General features: G+C 64.4%; 13 protein-coding genes. 7 read left to right on the forward strand and 6 right to left on the reverse strand.

What is annotated here, in order from left to right; translation table 11 throughout:
• Window positions 1-285 precede the first annotated feature (285 nt).
• The 5 genes from CFOUR_RS09690 to groL form a co-directional block, all read right to left on the reverse strand.
• Window positions 286-2,049, reverse strand: coding sequence for a metallophosphoesterase family protein (locus CFOUR_RS09690; protein WP_085957236.1), 1,764 nt, complete (start codon window positions 2,047-2,049; stop codon window positions 286-288).
• A 202-nt stretch (window positions 2,050-2,251) separates the two neighbouring features.
• A complete protein-coding gene (gene ppk2 / locus CFOUR_RS09695; RefSeq protein WP_085957235.1) occupies window positions 2,252-3,151 on the reverse strand; it encodes a polyphosphate kinase 2 in 900 nt (299 codons plus the stop codon).
• Between the two features lie 101 nt (window positions 3,152-3,252).
• Entirely contained in the window at window positions 3,253-3,399 is a 147-nt protein-coding gene (locus CFOUR_RS09700; protein WP_179154798.1) for a hypothetical protein, read from the reverse strand.
• Window positions 3,400-3,444: 45 nt separating this feature from the next.
• Window positions 3,445-3,573 (reverse strand): hypothetical protein, encoded by a 129-nt coding sequence (locus tag CFOUR_RS09705; protein WP_268989747.1) that lies wholly within the window; start codon window positions 3,571-3,573, stop codon window positions 3,445-3,447.
• 416 nt (window positions 3,574-3,989) lie between these two features.
• The gene (groL, locus tag CFOUR_RS09710; RefSeq protein WP_085957234.1) at window positions 3,990-5,627 is read right to left on the reverse strand and encodes a chaperonin GroEL; all 1,638 of its coding nucleotides are present in this window, start codon (window positions 5,625-5,627) and stop codon (window positions 3,990-3,992) included.
• A gap of 242 nt (window positions 5,628-5,869) precedes the next feature.
• On the opposite strand from groL, the gene CFOUR_RS09715 reads away from it, so the two are divergent.
• The 7 genes from CFOUR_RS09715 (at window position 5,870) to CFOUR_RS09745 (ending at window position 13,820) form a co-directional block, all read left to right on the forward strand.
• Window positions 5,870-7,225, forward strand: a complete 1,356-nt coding sequence (locus tag CFOUR_RS09715) for a dipeptidase (RefSeq protein WP_085957233.1) — start codon at window positions 5,870-5,872, stop codon at window positions 7,223-7,225.
• Between the two features lie 166 nt (window positions 7,226-7,391).
• A complete protein-coding gene (locus CFOUR_RS09720; protein ID WP_085957232.1) occupies window positions 7,392-10,376 on the forward strand; it encodes a Na+/H+ antiporter subunit A in 2,985 nt (994 codons plus the stop codon).
• Entirely contained in the window at window positions 10,377-10,880 is a 504-nt protein-coding gene (locus CFOUR_RS09725; protein WP_085957231.1) for a Na(+)/H(+) antiporter subunit C, read from the forward strand.
• Window positions 10,870-12,654: a Na+/H+ antiporter subunit D gene (locus CFOUR_RS09730; RefSeq protein ID WP_085957230.1), complete on the forward strand. Its 1,785-nt coding sequence runs from the start codon at window positions 10,870-10,872 to the stop codon at window positions 12,652-12,654. The genes CFOUR_RS09725 and CFOUR_RS09730 overlap by 11 nt, the downstream gene beginning before the upstream one ends.
• On the forward strand, window positions 12,654-13,166 hold the full coding sequence (locus tag CFOUR_RS09735) for a Na+/H+ antiporter subunit E (RefSeq protein WP_085957229.1): 513 nt from the start codon (window positions 12,654-12,656) through the stop codon (window positions 13,164-13,166). Before CFOUR_RS09730 ends, CFOUR_RS09735 begins: the two co-directional genes overlap by 1 nt.
• A 1-nt stretch (window position 13,167) precedes the next feature.
• On the forward strand, window positions 13,168-13,440 hold the full coding sequence (locus CFOUR_RS09740; RefSeq protein ID WP_085957228.1) for a monovalent cation/H+ antiporter complex subunit F: 273 nt from the start codon (window positions 13,168-13,170) through the stop codon (window positions 13,438-13,440).
• Window positions 13,437-13,820 carry a monovalent cation/H(+) antiporter subunit G gene (locus tag CFOUR_RS09745; protein ID WP_085957227.1) on the forward strand — a complete coding sequence of 128 codons (384 nt, stop codon included), beginning with the start codon at window positions 13,437-13,439 and terminating at the stop codon, window positions 13,818-13,820. Before CFOUR_RS09740 ends, CFOUR_RS09745 begins: the two co-directional genes overlap by 4 nt.
• Here the strand turns inward: CFOUR_RS09745 and CFOUR_RS09750 are convergent.
• Complete coding sequence (locus CFOUR_RS09750; protein ID WP_085957226.1) at window positions 13,810-14,940, reverse strand: glutamate--cysteine ligase; 1,131 nt, start codon at window positions 14,938-14,940, stop codon at window positions 13,810-13,812. The two genes, CFOUR_RS09745 and CFOUR_RS09750, sit on opposite strands and share 11 nt — an antisense overlap.
• Window positions 14,941-14,978 lie beyond the last annotated feature (38 nt).

Here is a 14,978-nt window from a genome sequence, read left to right on the forward strand (position 1 = left end):
TGAGGCTATCGGAGACTTAAGCGAACGTCTAGAGTAACTGTCCACACACTGTCAAAAGCTTAGAACTAAACGAAAACCGCAGTTCATATACGGCTGTACCGGAAGCTGAGCTAAGAAAATCACACGCGCTCTAGCACCGATTTTTCGCCAGAATGTGACCCCGAAAACACGTTTTCTTAGAAAAAACAGCCGTTGCTCCCACACAGATTCCCTCAGGTTGAGAGGTGGAGGGGGTACTGGCAGGGGTACCCCATCCTCCCTGCCATTCATAGGATCATGGCCCGTTCAGAACTTCACAGCCGGCAGGCCGAGTGCCCCCAACACATCCTGGAAACGCGGTGCAAGAAACGCGAACGCTCCTCCCACCGCGGCGAGGATCCCAACTACAAGGGCCAGCTTCTCCCCCGTCGAGGATCCTTCTGCCCCGCCCGGCACCGAGGTGTGTTCGTCTGGCTGCTGAGCCGACGAGGCAGCCACGCGCTTCTGCTTAGAAAAGTCCTGGTATTTGATCAGCTTCGCCTCCCCGTCCGGGTTAGCCGGCCCGTGGCCGTCCTTGAAGTCCCAGGCTTCCACACGCACGCGGTCGTCGTAGATTTTCACGCGCAGGCCGGTCGCCGCCTGCTCGTCCACGATTTCCTCGTCGTGGTCGCCGTCCGGCAGGTACTCGTTCAAAATCGCGCCGGTGTTGACCACCGGGAAGCCGATTGCGCCCTCGCGGGTGCCGTCGTAGCGTCTGGTGCCCCACCAGTTGTTCTGCTTCAGCGAAGAATGGGAGTGGCTGGTAAACGCGACCACGTCGTTGTACTTGCTCAACACGTCGGAGATGGCCTGTTCATCTTCGAAGTCGTTTTGGTACCAGGCAGAATGCGACATGGACACGGTGCCCGGCAACAGTGGGTGGGTGAACACCAGCGCGGTCACGCCCTGCTTGTCCCAGTGCGCGAGGCGCTCATCCAGCCACTGCAACTGTTCCTGGGAGATGCGCTGGAACGGCTCCTTGCCGCCGCGGTCGATGTCGGAGTAGTACTCCGTGTTGATCGACAGCATCGGGGTGCCGTCGACCACCACCTCATTCCACGGTTTTTCCTGGCCGGAGTGTTCGAGAAAGCGCTTCATGTGCACCTCGGACGTTTCTTGGCCGTACATCTCGTGGTTGCCGATGGTCCACAGCTCCACCCCCGAACCGTGCGGTGCTTCCTCGCGCGCGGTAAGGAACTTCTCCCACTGCTCCTGGCTGCCGTTATCAACCAGATCACCGTTGATCACCAGTGCACTAGCCTTGTCCGGCATTGCGTTGAGGCGACGGATGGCCAGCTTGTAATCCTCCGGGTCGTCCTGCGGGTCGGAGATGACGTCGATGACCGTGTTGGGCTTGTCCGCGGCTGGGGTAAACGGCGCGCGCACCGCCACGTTGTCCACCGCCCACCAGTAGTCGTCGTTGCCGCCGAGGTAGCTAAACGTCACCTGCATCGTCTTGGCCTCCGCCGGCACATCGAGCGCGAAGTACTCGTGTGAGGAGTAGCGGTCTTGCGTCAGCTTATCGACGACCTCCGGTTTCCCACCATCGAAACTCACCGCAACCTGCGCCTGCTGGCCTTTCTTACCCTGGCGGTAGTGCTGGTCAAACTCAAGGGCGATCTTGGTGTGCCCGGACACGTCGATCGGCGCGGTGGTCATGCGTGCGTCCATGGAATCACGCTCGGCCAGGCGCTGCTGCTTCGAGTCGATGATGGCGAACTGGTCGTGCCCCTGCGTGAAGTAGTGGCGCTGTTCGGTGCCGGCGGCCCAAGTCCAGTGCCTCACGTCCGAGAGCGTCCAGCCGTTCCAGCGGGCCTCCCCGGAGGTCACGCCGGAGACCTGTTGGGACCAGCCGTGCGGCAGGTCGTGGGTGAAGTGGGCGGGGTTTCCCACCTCGTCGAAGCTCTCGAAATACAAATACGGGCGGGCGGACTCCGGCAGGGCTTCCGGCTGTGCGGCCAGTGCGGGAGCGGCGAGGTGGGCGAAAAGGGCTGCGGTGGTAGCTGCGGCGGCATAACGGCGAGTTGTCATGCGACAGAAATTAGCGCCGCCTGAGAGGTTTCGCAGCGCGAACTTACTGCCCGCCCTGCGCGCGCTCCTCGCGCCGCTTGCGCCGCCCGCCATCCGCAACGCTGAGGTGATCCTGGTCACTTTCCACCAAAAATGCCCCCTCCGCACCGTGACAGAAACGGTGCGGTGGGGGCCGAAGGCGACGTCGTTAAGCAGACTGCTCTTAGTCGCCGATCTGGTCGCGGCCGCGCTTGACAATCAGCGGGTCCGGCTCGCCCACGACCTCATGGTCCTTGTTCGTGTACTCGAACTTGCTCAGGATGTAGCGCATCGCGTTGAGACGGGCACGCTTCTTGTCGTTGGACTTGATGGTGATCCAGGGCGACTCATCCGTGTCCGTGTAGCGGAACTGCTCCTCCTTGGCGCGGGTGTAGTCATCCCACTTATCCAGGGACGCCAGGTCCATCGGGGAGAGCTTCCACTGGCGCACAGGGTCCACCTGGCGGATGGCGAAGCGGGTGCGCTGCTCCTTCTGCGTCACGGAGAACCAGAACTTGGTCAGGGAGATGCCGGAGCCGAGGATCATGTTCTCCAGCATCGGAACTTCGCGCAGGAACTCTGCGTGCTGGGACTCCGTACAAAAGCCCATGACGCGCTCGACACCGGAGCGGTTGTACCAGGAGCGGTCGAAGAAGACGATCTCGCCGGCCGACGGGAAGTGCTGGATGTAGCGCTGGAAGTACCAGGAAGTGGACTCGCGCGGCGAGGGCTTTTCCAGCGCGACAGTGCGGGCGCCGCGGGGATTGAGGTGCTCGTTGAAGCGCTTGATGGTGCCGCCCTTACCGGCGGCGTCGCGGCCCTCGAAGATGATGATGTGGCGCTGGCCAGTGTCCTTGGTCCAGTTCTGCCACTTCAGCAGCTCAATCTGCAGGGCGCGCTTTTCCTTCTCGTATTCGTCGCGGGAAAGGCGCTCGTCGTACGGGTAGTTTTCACGCCACGTCTGAATGGCGGTGCCGTCCGGCATCAGCAGGACCGGGTCATCCTCGTCGGTGTCGTCCACGACCCAGCCTTCGGTCTGGGCGAGGTCGATCATCGGCAGTTCGTCGTCTTTGTTGTCAGCCATACATCCCAGTCTATTCGGCCCGGGCACGCTCTGCTCGCGTACCCGGAAATGCAAAAAGGCCCCGCCGCTTTGCGACGGGGCCTTCGGCTAGCGCGCGTAGCTTACGAGACCAGGCCCATGAGCTCAGCAACGTTGCCAGCGAGCTTGCCCAGCTCACGCAGCAGGTCGAGCAGAGCGCCCGGAACCTGGGTAACGCCGTTGTCGCCGGTGCCAGAAGAAAGTGCAACCCAGTTGGTCAATGCGTCCATGATGAATCTCCTTGATGTAAAGCTTGAGAGGGTGAAGGGGAGGTCTTACTTAGAGACCTTGCCAGCGAAGTTCTTGATGGACTTCGGGGTGTTCTGGAACAGGTCCGCGAAGTTGGTAGCGAAGGTCTTGAAGGTCTTCAGCGCCTTCTGGATGGACTTGAGATCGAAAGGCATTGCATTCCCCTTTTCGATAGGTGCCAGTGTTTGTCTGGCAGAACTTGACAGGTACTGACACCCAGTGGGCGTCACACGGGGTATTTTGCCACATCGTTAGAGCACGTCAAGCGCTTTCTGAAAAAAACAATCTGCGGCGCACAGGCGTCGCACAGCAAGCGCGCGTTAACCAAAACGTAACCTTTTCGGTATCGGCCAGATAACCTGCCCCGACCGAAACACCAAAGTGAACTTCATCTGAATTGCAGGTTTGGCGTGTAACTCAGCCGCTCTTGCGAACGATGTGTACACGCTCGAAACCACACCAGCCCTACGAATAATTACACCATTACGGGGGTGGACCGGAGGGGCGTCGATAAGCTTTCATGCACGAAAAAAGCGCGCCCCGCAGGGCGCGCTCGCAGCTCATGGCCGATTTACATCATGCCCATAGCTTCCGGGTCCATGCCCGGGTTCGCACCAGCCGGCTCCGGCTTGTCGGCAACGACAGCCTCGGTGGTGAGGAACAGCGCGGCGATGGAAGCCGCGTTCTGCAGAGCAGAACGGGTCACCTTTGCCGGGTCAGCGATGCCGCTGGCCAGCATGTCCACGTACTCGCCGGTGGCAGCGTTGAGGCCCTGGCCGTCCGGGAGGTTGGCAACCTTGTCAGCCACCACGCCCGGCTCCAGGCCAGCGTTCAGCGCGATCTGCTTCAGCGGGGAGGAAAGCGCCTCGCGCACGATCTTCACGCCGGTCGCCTCGTCGCCCTCGAGACCGAGGTCATCCGCCAGCTCGTGAGCGGCCTGCAGGAGTGCCACGCCGCCGCCGGCGACGATGCCCTCCTCCACAGCAGCCTTGGCGTTGCGCACAGCGTCCTCGATGCGCAGCTTCTGCTCCTTCAGCTCCACCTCGGTGGCGGCGCCGACCTTAATCACCGCAACACCGCCGGACAGCTTGGCCAGACGCTCCTGCAGCTTCTCGCGGTCGTACTCGGAATCGGAGTTGTCGATCTCGGCGCGGATCTGCTTCACGCGGCCGTCGATCTGCGCCTGGTCGCCGGCGCCCTGGACGATGGTGGTCTCGTCCTTGGTCACCACAACCTTGCGCGCCTGGCCGAGCAACTCGATGCCAGCGGTCTCCAGGGACAGGCCGACCTCCTCGGAGATGACCTGGCCGCCGGTGAGGATGGCCAGATCCTGCAGCATGGCCTTGCGGCGGTCGCCGAAGCCCGGGGCCTTCACGGCGACAGACTTGAAGGTGCCGCGGATCTTGTTCACCACGAGGGTGGACAGCGCCTCGCCCTCGACGTCCTCGGCGATGATCAGCAGCGGCTTGCCGGACTGCATGACCTGCTCCAGCACCGGCACGAGCTCCTTGACGTTGGAAATCTTGCCGGAGACCAGCAGGATGTACGGGTCTTCCAGCACAGCCTCGCCACGCTCCATGTCGGTGGCGAAGTACGCGGAGATGAAGCCCTTGTCAAAGCGCATACCCTCGGTGACCTCGAGGTCCACACCGAAGGTGTTGGACTCCTCCACCGTGATCACGGACTCCTTGTTCACGGAACCGTTGCCCACGGCGTACATCGCCTCGGCGATCTTCTTGCCAATCTCCGGGTCGGAGGCGGAAATACCGGCGGTGGAGGCGATCTCCTCCTGGGTCTCCACTTCCTTGGCCTGGTCAAGCAGGTACTTGGACACCTTGTCGGTGGCGGCCTGGATGCCGCGCTTGATGCCCATCGGGTTAGAGCCTGCTGCAACATTGCGCAGGCCCTCGCGCACGAGCGCCTGGGCGAGCACGGTTGCGGTGGTGGTGCCGTCGCCGGCGACGTCGTCCGTCTTCTTGGCAACTTCCTTGACCAGCTCGGCGCCGATCTTCTCGTACGGGTCCTCGAGCTCGATCTCCTTGGCAATGGTCACGCCATCGTTGGTGATCGTCGGGGCGCCCCAGGACTTCTCCAGCACCACGTTGCGGCCCTTCGGGCCCAGCGTGACCTTCACGGCGTCAGCCAGAGTGTTCAGGCCGTTTTCGAGGCTGCGGCGTGCTTCCTCGTCGAATGCAATCATCTTTGCCATGTGAGTGTGTCACTCCTTATTTAATAGAGTTCATCTGACGCTCACTCAGTTCGTCGGTGCAAGCAGGCGCCCGCGACGGCACGGCTGACGAGTGGTCTCAGCCTCACCCGCTCTTCGTTTATTTGGCACTCGATTAAGGTGAGTGCCAGCCACCATTTTTAGCACTCACGGGGGTTGAGTGCAAGGAAGAAAACGCGGCCAACCCACCGAAACGGCGCACCCGACACTGCTAGCGTGGGGCCATGACTGACACCACAGCAAATAGCACGTTCCAACCGCAACGCGACCGTATTTTCGCGGACCTGTCCACACTCGTCTCTTTCAACTCGGTGCACTCCACCCCGGCGCTGGCAGACCAGCACGAGGACGCGTGCGCGTGGACCGTCCAGCAGCTCGAAGGGCTCGGCCTGGACGTGACGCGGTATCCGACGGTGGATGACGCGGACACGATCGTCGCCAAGCGCGAGCCCAAAAACGGCGCCCCGACCGTTTTGCTGTACTCCCACTACGACGTCGTGCCGGCGAACAACCCGGATGCGTGGACGAACAACCCGTTCGAGCTCACGGAGCGCGACGGCCGCTGGTACGGCCGCGGTGCAGCCGATTGCAAGGGCAACCTGGCCATGCACCTGGAGGCGCTGCGCCTGCTTGACGAGCACGGCGGCACGGATTTGGGCCTGAAGGTCGTGGTGGAAGGCTCTGAGGAGCTCGGCGGCAAGGACGGCCTGGGCAAGCTCATCGAGGAAAAGCCCGAGGTGTTTGAGGCCGACGCCATCCTCATCGCAGACTCCGGCAACGTCGCTGCCGGCGTGCCCACCCTGACCACCTCGCTGCGCGGCGGCGCGCAGGTGAAGGTGACAGTGGAGACGCTGGCCAACCAGGTCCACTCCGGCAGCTACGGTGGCGGCGCGCCCGACGCGGCGCACGCACTGATGGTCATTGCCAACTCGCTGTTCGACGAGCACGGCCGCACCACCATCGACGGCGTGGACACCACCGCCAAGTGGGACGGCGACGCTTACGACCGCGATGCCTTCCGCGCAGACGCCACCGTGCTCGAGGGCGTGCAGCTGCTGGGCACCGTCGACGACGAGCCGGCGGACCTGGTGTGGGCGCGCCCGGCCGTGACCATGATCGGCTTTACCTCCACCCCGGTGGCCGAGGCGATGAACGCGGTCAACGCCCGCGCCGAGGCCCAGTTCAACCTGCGTGTGCCGGCCGGCCAGAGCGCCGCGGAGATCGCGCAGAAAATGGAGGAGCACATCAAGGCCCACACCCCGTGGGGCGCGAAGGTCGAGATTGAGGTCAGCGGCGTCAACGAGCCGTTTGCCACGGACCCGAAGGCGGGCGCGGTGGCAGCTCTCGGCGAGTGCCTCAAGGAGGCCTACGGCGCCGACGGTCTGTCCGTGATCGGCTCCGGCGGCTCCATCCCGCTGACCATTACGCTGCAGAACACCTTCCCCGACGCGGAGATCGCGCTCTACGGCGTGGAAGAGCCGATGTGCGGCATCCACGGTGTGGACGAATCCGTCGACCCGACGGAGATCGAACGCATCGCTGTTGCCGAGGCGACCTTCCTCCAGCGTTTCGGCAAGTAGCACCAAAAATCGCTAAGGTTGCTATGCAAAGGCCGCGCCACTGGTGTTGACGCGTTGATACCCAGTTTCAAACTGAGTGAGTATTGCTGTGTGAACTCAATGAGCTACCCCGCTTGAGGCGCGGTGTGCACTGCACGTACACGAATCAAGGAAGGCTGCGCACCACGTGCTCATTCTGCTCATTGCGCTGACCGCAGCCACGCTGGCTGCCCCCGTGCTGTTGCGCACAGTGGGCCGCGCCGCGTTCGGCATCCTCGCGTTGGTGCCCCTGGGCGGATTCATCTGGGTGGTGCGCCTGTTTGCAACCGGGGTGTTGCGCGACGGCGGCGAGGTCAAAGCGGCATTCACCTGGATGCCGTCGGCCAACCTCAACCTGGAATTCCGGCTCGACGCGCTCGCGGGCTTATTCAGCCTGATCATCCTGGGCGTGGGCGCTCTTGTACTGCTGTATTGCTGGGGCTACTTCGACTCCAACCCACGGCGCCTGGCCAAGTTCGGCTTCGAGCTGACCTGCTTTGCCACGGCCATGTACGGGCTGGTCATCGCCGACAACTTCCTGCTCATGTACGTGTTCTGGGAGTTGACCTCGGTACTGTCCTACATGCTGGTGTCCTATTACGGGGAGCGGGCATCCTCACGCCGCGCCGCCATGCAGGCGCTGATGGTGACCACGCTCGGCGGCCTGGCCATGCTGGTGGGTATTAACCTGCTGGGGTACAAGGCCGAGATTTGGAAGCTGTCGGATGTCCCCCTGATCACGGACATTGAAAACACCCCGGCCATCTCCGCCGCCATCGTGCTGATCATGCTGGGCGCGCTGACCAAGTCCGCGCAGGCACCGTGGCACTTCTGGCTGCCCGGCGCGATGGCCGCGCCCACCCCGGTGTCGGCCTACCTGCACTCCGCGGCGATGGTCAAAGCGGGCATTTACCTCGTGGCCCGCCTCGCGCCGGACCTGTCTGCGGTCAACACCTGGCACCTGGTGGTGCTTTCCACCGGCGGGTTCACCATGCTGCTGGGCGGCTGGTTGGCGCTGAAGCAGCGGGACCTGAAGCTCGTCCTCGCCTACGGCACGGTCAGCCAGTTGGGGTTCATCATCACCGTCATCGGCGTAGGCTCGCGGGAGGCCACCATGGCGGGCCTGGCCATCACGTTTGCGCACTCCTTGTTCAAGGCCACCTTGTTCATGATGGTCGGCGCGATCGACCACACCACCGGCACGCGCGACATCTACGAGTTGTCCGGCCTGGGCAAAAAGCAGCCGTGGCTTGCTTGCCTCGCCATCGTCTCCGCGGCCTCCATGGCCGGCATCCCACCGCTGTTCGGCTTCGTAGCCAAGGAGACGGCGCTAGACGCAATCCTGCACGAGGAACTGCTCGTGGGCATGCCGGGCAAGATCACGTTGGTGGTGCTGGTGGTCGGCTCGATTCTCACCATGGCGTACTCCCTGTACTTCGTCCACGGCGCGTTTGCCACCAAGCGTGCGCCGTGGGAGGACGGGCAGTCTCCTGCGGTGGCTGAGATGCACCGGGTGGGCCCGAAGCTGTGGCTCTCACCTGCGGTGCTCACGGTGTGCACCGTCGCGTTTGGCCTCGTGCCCGAGGTGCTGTCCGTGCCTATCAACGAGTACCTCAACGTGCGCTTCCCCGACGTGGAGGGCACGCACCTGGCGCTCTGGCACGGCTTCACGGTGCCGCTTGCGCTCTCCGGTGTGATCATCGGCGCGGGCGCGATCATGTTCTGGCAGCGCGACGTGGTGGCCAAGGCGCAGTTCGAGCGCCCCGCGCTTGGCGACGCCAACGCTGTGTGGGACGCCATCATGGACACGCTGCGCCGCCACTCGCTGAAGCTCACCGCCTCGACCCAACGCGGCTCGCTGGTGATCAACCTGGCGGTCATCTTCACCGTGCTTGCGGTGGTGCCGCTGGCGGCGCTGATCCTGGGCGATTCCAACAACATCCGCATGACGGTGTGGGACAACGTCTGGCAGGGCTTGGCCGTGACCGTGATGGCGGGCCTGGCATTTTTCGCCGCCGTGCAGCGCAACCGCCTCTCGGGCGTGGTCTTGGTCGGCTTGACCGGCTACTTCATGGCGCTCATCTTCGTGCTGCACGGCGCCCCGGACCTGGCGCTGACACAGGCGCTGGTGGAGACCATCGTCATGGTGCTGTTCATGCTGGTGCTGCGCAAGATGCCCACGGAATCGGAGCAGCGCAACGAGGACAACCGCCTGCGGGCCTGGCTCGCCATCGGCACCGGCGTCTCCGTGGTCACGGTGGCTATGACGGCCATGTCCGCCCGCGTCGCGGACCCGGTTTCGAAGTACATGCCGGAGCTGGCCTACGAGATCGGGCACGGCCGCAACACCGTCAACGTGCTGCTGGTGGACCTGCGCGCAGCCGACACGTTCGGGGAAACGCTGGTACTGATGATCGCCGGCACCGGCATCGCCAGCCTGATCTTTGGCACGTTCCGCTTCGACCCGGAATCGCGCCGCCCCACCTTGTCCACCACCAAGGCGCGCTGGCTCGCCTCCGGGGTGGAGACGGAGACGGCGCAAAACCGCTCCATCCTCGTGGACGTGGCCACCCGCGTGCTGTTCCCGTCGATGATGCTGGTGTCCGCCTACTTTTTCTTCTCCGGCCACAACGCACCGGGCGGCGGGTTCGCTGGTGGCCTGGTGGCGGCGCTCGCGCTGACGCTGCGCTACCTCGCCGGAGGCCGCCGCGAAGCGGAAGAGACGCTGCCGGTCCACCCGGGCAAGGTGATGGGCATCGGCGTCATGTTCACCACCGCAGCTGCGGTCGCGCCCATGTTTGTCGGCGCTCCGCCGCTGACATCGTCCTACGCGGAGTTCAACGTGCCGCTCATCGGCGAGGTGACAGTGCCGTCGGCGCTGGTGTTCGACGCCGGCGTGTACATCATCGTCGTCGGTCTGATCATGTCCGTGCTCACGTCCATGGGCGCCTTCCTCGACCGCGAGGAGGACACCCGTAAACAGCGCGCCCGCGACCGCGCCCGCGAGCTGCAGGCCAAGAACGAAAAGCGGCGCCACGAGATGTCGAAGGGCCGCAGAGCGCGTGACAACGAACGCAAGTCGGCGGCAGCCGGTGGATCGTCGATAAGCACACGCGAAAGGAGGAGCGAGTAGATGGAAGCGAACCTGTTTCTGCTCATCGGCGCCGGAGTGCTCATCGCCTGCGGCGTGTACCTGATGCTGGACAAATCCATGACGCGGATGATCATGGGCGTGACCCTGATCGGCAACGGCGCCAACCTGCTCCTGCTGCAGTCCGGAGGGCCAGCCGGGTCGCCGCCGATTCTCGGCCGCGACTCCGAGGCGGCTGCGGACAGCGCAGACCCGCTGGCGCAGGCGATGATCCTCACGGCAATTGTCATTTCCATGGCCATGGTCGGGTTCATGCTCGCGCTGGCCTACCGCCAGTACCGCTACCGCACCGACGACATCGTGGAGCGCGACGAGGAGGATCGCGCGATTGCGGCGCGGCCCACCACAGCCAGTCCGGACCGCGACAAGTCAGACGACGCACAGACGGGCAAGGCCAGCCCCTCCGGCGACAAGTTCGGCCCCAAGCCGTTCGAGGCCCCGGTGAAGGAAGTCAAGAGCACCAAGAGAGGCCCCGATGCGAGCTAGCTTCATGGCCTTCGCCGACTGGGTGCTGCCCGCCATGCCCTACCTGACGATCATGCCGATTATTCTGCCCGCCTTCGCGGCCGGGCTGATCGTGCTGTTTCGCGGGGTGAACCTGCAGCGCGCCATCGCGATGGGCACCCTGGCGGCGCTGGCAGTCATCGCCGCGGTGATGATCATCGTGGCAGACACCCACGGCATCCAGACGGTGCAGATGGGCGGCTGGGAAGCGCCGGTGGGCATCACGATCGTGGCGGACCGGCTCAGTTCCATCATGCTGTTCGTCTCCTCCATCGTGCTGTTCGCGGTGATGTGGTACGGCATCTCCCAGGGGCTGCGCGACGGCGGCGAGGACGACCCCGTCGCCGTTTTCCTGCCCACCTACATGCTGCTGACTATGGGCGTGAACCTGTCATTTTTGGCGGGCGACCTGTTCAACCTCTACGTCGGCTTCGAAGTCTTCCTGGTCGCCTCCTACGTGCTGCTGACCTTGGGCGCCTCGCCTCAACGCGTGCGCGCCGGCATCGGCTACGTCATGGTGTCCATGGCCTCGTCCATGGTCTTTCTGTTCGCGCTCGCGCTCGTGTACGCGTCTGTGGGCACGGTGAACATGGCGCAGGCCGGCATTCGCATGGAGGAGCTGCCCAACGGCACCCGCGCGGCGATCTTCGCCACCTTCATCGTGGCGTTCGGCATCAAGGCCGCCATCTTCCCGCTGGACGCGTGGCTGCCGGACTCCTACCCCACGGCCGCCTCCATCGTGACTGCTGTCTTCGCCGGTCTGTTGACCAAGGTGGGCGTCTACGCGCTGATCCGCGTGCGCTCCACCGTGTTTACCGACGGCGCTTTGGACTCCACCCTGATGGTGGTGGCGCTGCTGACCATGATCGTGGGCGTGATGGGCGCCATCGCGCAGAACGACATCAAGCGTTTGATGTCGTTTACCCTGGTCAGCCATATCGGTTACATGATCTTCGGCGTGGCGCTCGGCTCCGTGGCGGGGCTGTCCGGCGCCATCTTCTACGCCGTGCACCACATTTTGGTGCAGACCTCGCTGTTCCTGGTGGTGGGGTTGGTGGAGCGCCAGGCCGGCTCCGCGCAGCTGCGTCGATTGGGCTCGCTGCTCTACGCCGCGCCCGTGATCGCGGTGCTCTACCTCATCCCCGCCCTCAACCTCGGCGGCATTCCGCCGCTGTCCGGTTTTCTGGGCAAGGTCATGCTCATCCAGGCCGGCGCGGAGGACGGCTCTTGGCTGGCCTGGGTGCTCATCGGCGGCGCTGTGGTGACTTCCCTGCTCACCCTGTACGCCATGATGAACGTCTGGTCGAAGGGGTTCTTGCGCGACCGCGCGGACGCCCCGGAGGGCGACGTCGTGCTTGCGCGCCCCGCCAACCTGGCGGCCCGCGAGGAGACCGTCGCCAGCGGCGAGCGCGACGACGTCGGCCGCGTGCCCACCGGCATGCTCCTGTCCACGGCGCTGCTGGTGGCCACCTCAACTGCCATCACTTTCCTGGCCGGGCCTATGTCCAACATCACGGACCGCGCGGCCCAGTCCGCCCAGGACCTGTCCATCTACCGCAGCGCCGTGCTTGGCGACGATCCTTCGGACCCCACCCGCAACCTCGACGCCTTCCACGAACGGACAGGCGCAGGCGGTGGCCGGGACTCGCTGGAGCACCGCGACGCCTCCCGCTCCGCCGGCCCCACCGCCACCGGTGTGACCACCGAGCAGGTGCCAGAGCCGGTGGATGCGGAGTCGAATGAGGTGAGCGACTGATGCTTTCCGGGGTCTCCAACCGCTTCCGCCCCTTGACCGTGCTGTGGCTGACGTTCATGTGGATCCTGCTCATGGGCGAGCTCAGCTGGGGCAACGTGATCGCCGGCTTCCTGCTCGGGCTCGTCATCGTGCTGGCGTTGCCCCTGCCGCCCGTCCCCCGCAGCGGCAACCGCATCAACTGGCTCAAACTCGTCGCCTTCATAGCCGAGTGGTTCTGGGACCTCTTGGTCGCCTCCGCGAAGGTGGCGTGGCTGTCGCTGCGCCGGGCGCCGCAGCCGAAAAATGCGGTGCTGCGCGTGCCCATGCGTTTGAGCAACGAGCTCGTGCTCTACCTGGCCACCTGCGCCTACAACCTCCAGCCCGGCGGCACTGTCACCGACGTCGACCTGGCCAACCGCGAATGGACCGTCCACGTCCTCGACGCGGACAGCGAGGCCGACATCGCCCGCGAGATCGCCAACGTGCAGAAATTGGAGCGCCAAATGATCGCCATTTTCGAAGGAGGACGCTGACGTGGACGTCTACACCGTGTTCCTCACCATCGCAGCCGTGCTGTTGGTCGCCGGTTTTTTCATCTTCGCCTGGCGCGCCGTAGTCGGCCCCGACTCCATGGACCGCATGCTGGCCAACGACGGCATCACCGCCTCCCTCCAGTGCGCCCTCGCCCTCTACATCTGCTGGACGCTGGACACCACGGTGGTCAACGTCATGATGGTCATCGCCCTGCTCGGGTTCATCGCCACCTTGTCCGTCGCCCGCTTCCGCAAGAGGGACGGTTCCCTATGACACTCACCGACATCATCTCGCTTGTGTGCATCCTCCCCGGCGCGTTCATGGTCTTTTCCGCCGCCGTGGGTACCGCACGGTTCAACTCCACCCTGGCGCGCGTGCACGCGATCACCAAACCCCAAACCACCGGGCTGGTGCTGATGATCGCAGGCGCCGTCATCCGCGTCACCGGTGCGGAGGGCTTCGGCGTGCACCAGCGCGGCGACATCGGCATGATGCTGCTGCTCGTCCTGTTCGCCCTGATGACCAGCCCGGTTACCGCCCAGCGCCTCGGGCGCATCGCGCGCCGCGAAGGCCTCTACGGCGACGAGGAACAGCTCACCCGCAACGACCGCCCGGCCAGCTACCACCCGCGCCGCATGAACCCTAAGGGTTAAGCTCCCACATCTCCGCGCAAGTGGCGTCCACGACGTCCTTCCAATCCCCGGTGCGCTGGTAGATCGCGCGCTGGCGCTCGTAGCCCGCCCCGCGCTCGATGATCTCGCGGACCAAGTGCAGCTCGTCTGTGCAACGCAGCTCTTCGGCGATGGGCGTGAGCTCGTCGATAAGCAACTGCAACTCGTTTTTCACCCAGTCCTCGTCCGTCTCACGCGAAGTGATCACCAGCGCATCCATGCCGTAGCGGGCGCCGCGCCACTTATTCTCGGCCACATGCCACTGCTGCAGCGTAGGCAGCTTTTCGCCGCGCTCCAGCATGCGGTCGTAGTGCACGACCAGGCAGTGCGTCAGGGCCACCACGGCAGCCAGCTCGCGCAAGTTGCTCGACGCGTCCGAGATGCGCACCTCGATCGTGCCCCACTTCGCCGCCGGGCGGACATCGAAGTGCATCGAGCCGGTGTGGTTGATCACCCCCGAGGTTTGCTGGTCGCGCATGAAGCCCACCCACTCGTCCCAGCTCTGAAACTGGTACGGCATGCCCGCGGTAGGAAGTTGCTGGTACAGCATCGTGCGGTTGGACGCGTAGCCGGTATCGATGCCGTCCCAGCCCGGGCTGGAGGCGGAAATGGCCAAAAGGTGCGGGTACTTGGTCATCACCGCGTTGATGATCGGCCACACCTTGTCCTCGTGGCTGATACCCACGTGGCAGTGCGTGCCCCACAGCAGCATGTGCTGGCCCCAGTACTGGGTGCGGTTGACGATCTCCTCGTAGGTGTTCTTCGGGCTCAGCGGGTTATTGCGGAAGTCCGAGAACGGGTGGCCGCCCGACGCCCACAGCTTCAGCCCCATCTCGTCGGCGATCTCCTTGACGGCGTTGAGGTCGCGCTGCAGGGCCCGGATGGCCTCCTTGGTGTTGGCGCACACCGGCGTGACCAGCTCGATCGTGTTTTGGAGGAACTCGCGTTCCAGGTGGATCTCGGGGTGCCGGGCCTGTACCTCCTCGATCACCTCAGCGGCGCGGGGCACAAGGTCGCGCGTTTCCGGGTCGACGAGGCAGACCTCCCACTCGACGCCGAGGGTGGGGCCTGCGGACCTGGCAAAATCGCGGAAAGGATCCATAGTGGTCGAGCCTATCCCCTGACACGCCCCCAGCAGGC

It is taken from the genome of Corynebacterium fournieri (assembly GCF_030408775.1).
In the GTDB taxonomy this organism is placed as follows: domain Bacteria; phylum Actinomycetota; class Actinomycetes; order Mycobacteriales; family Mycobacteriaceae; genus Corynebacterium; species Corynebacterium fournieri.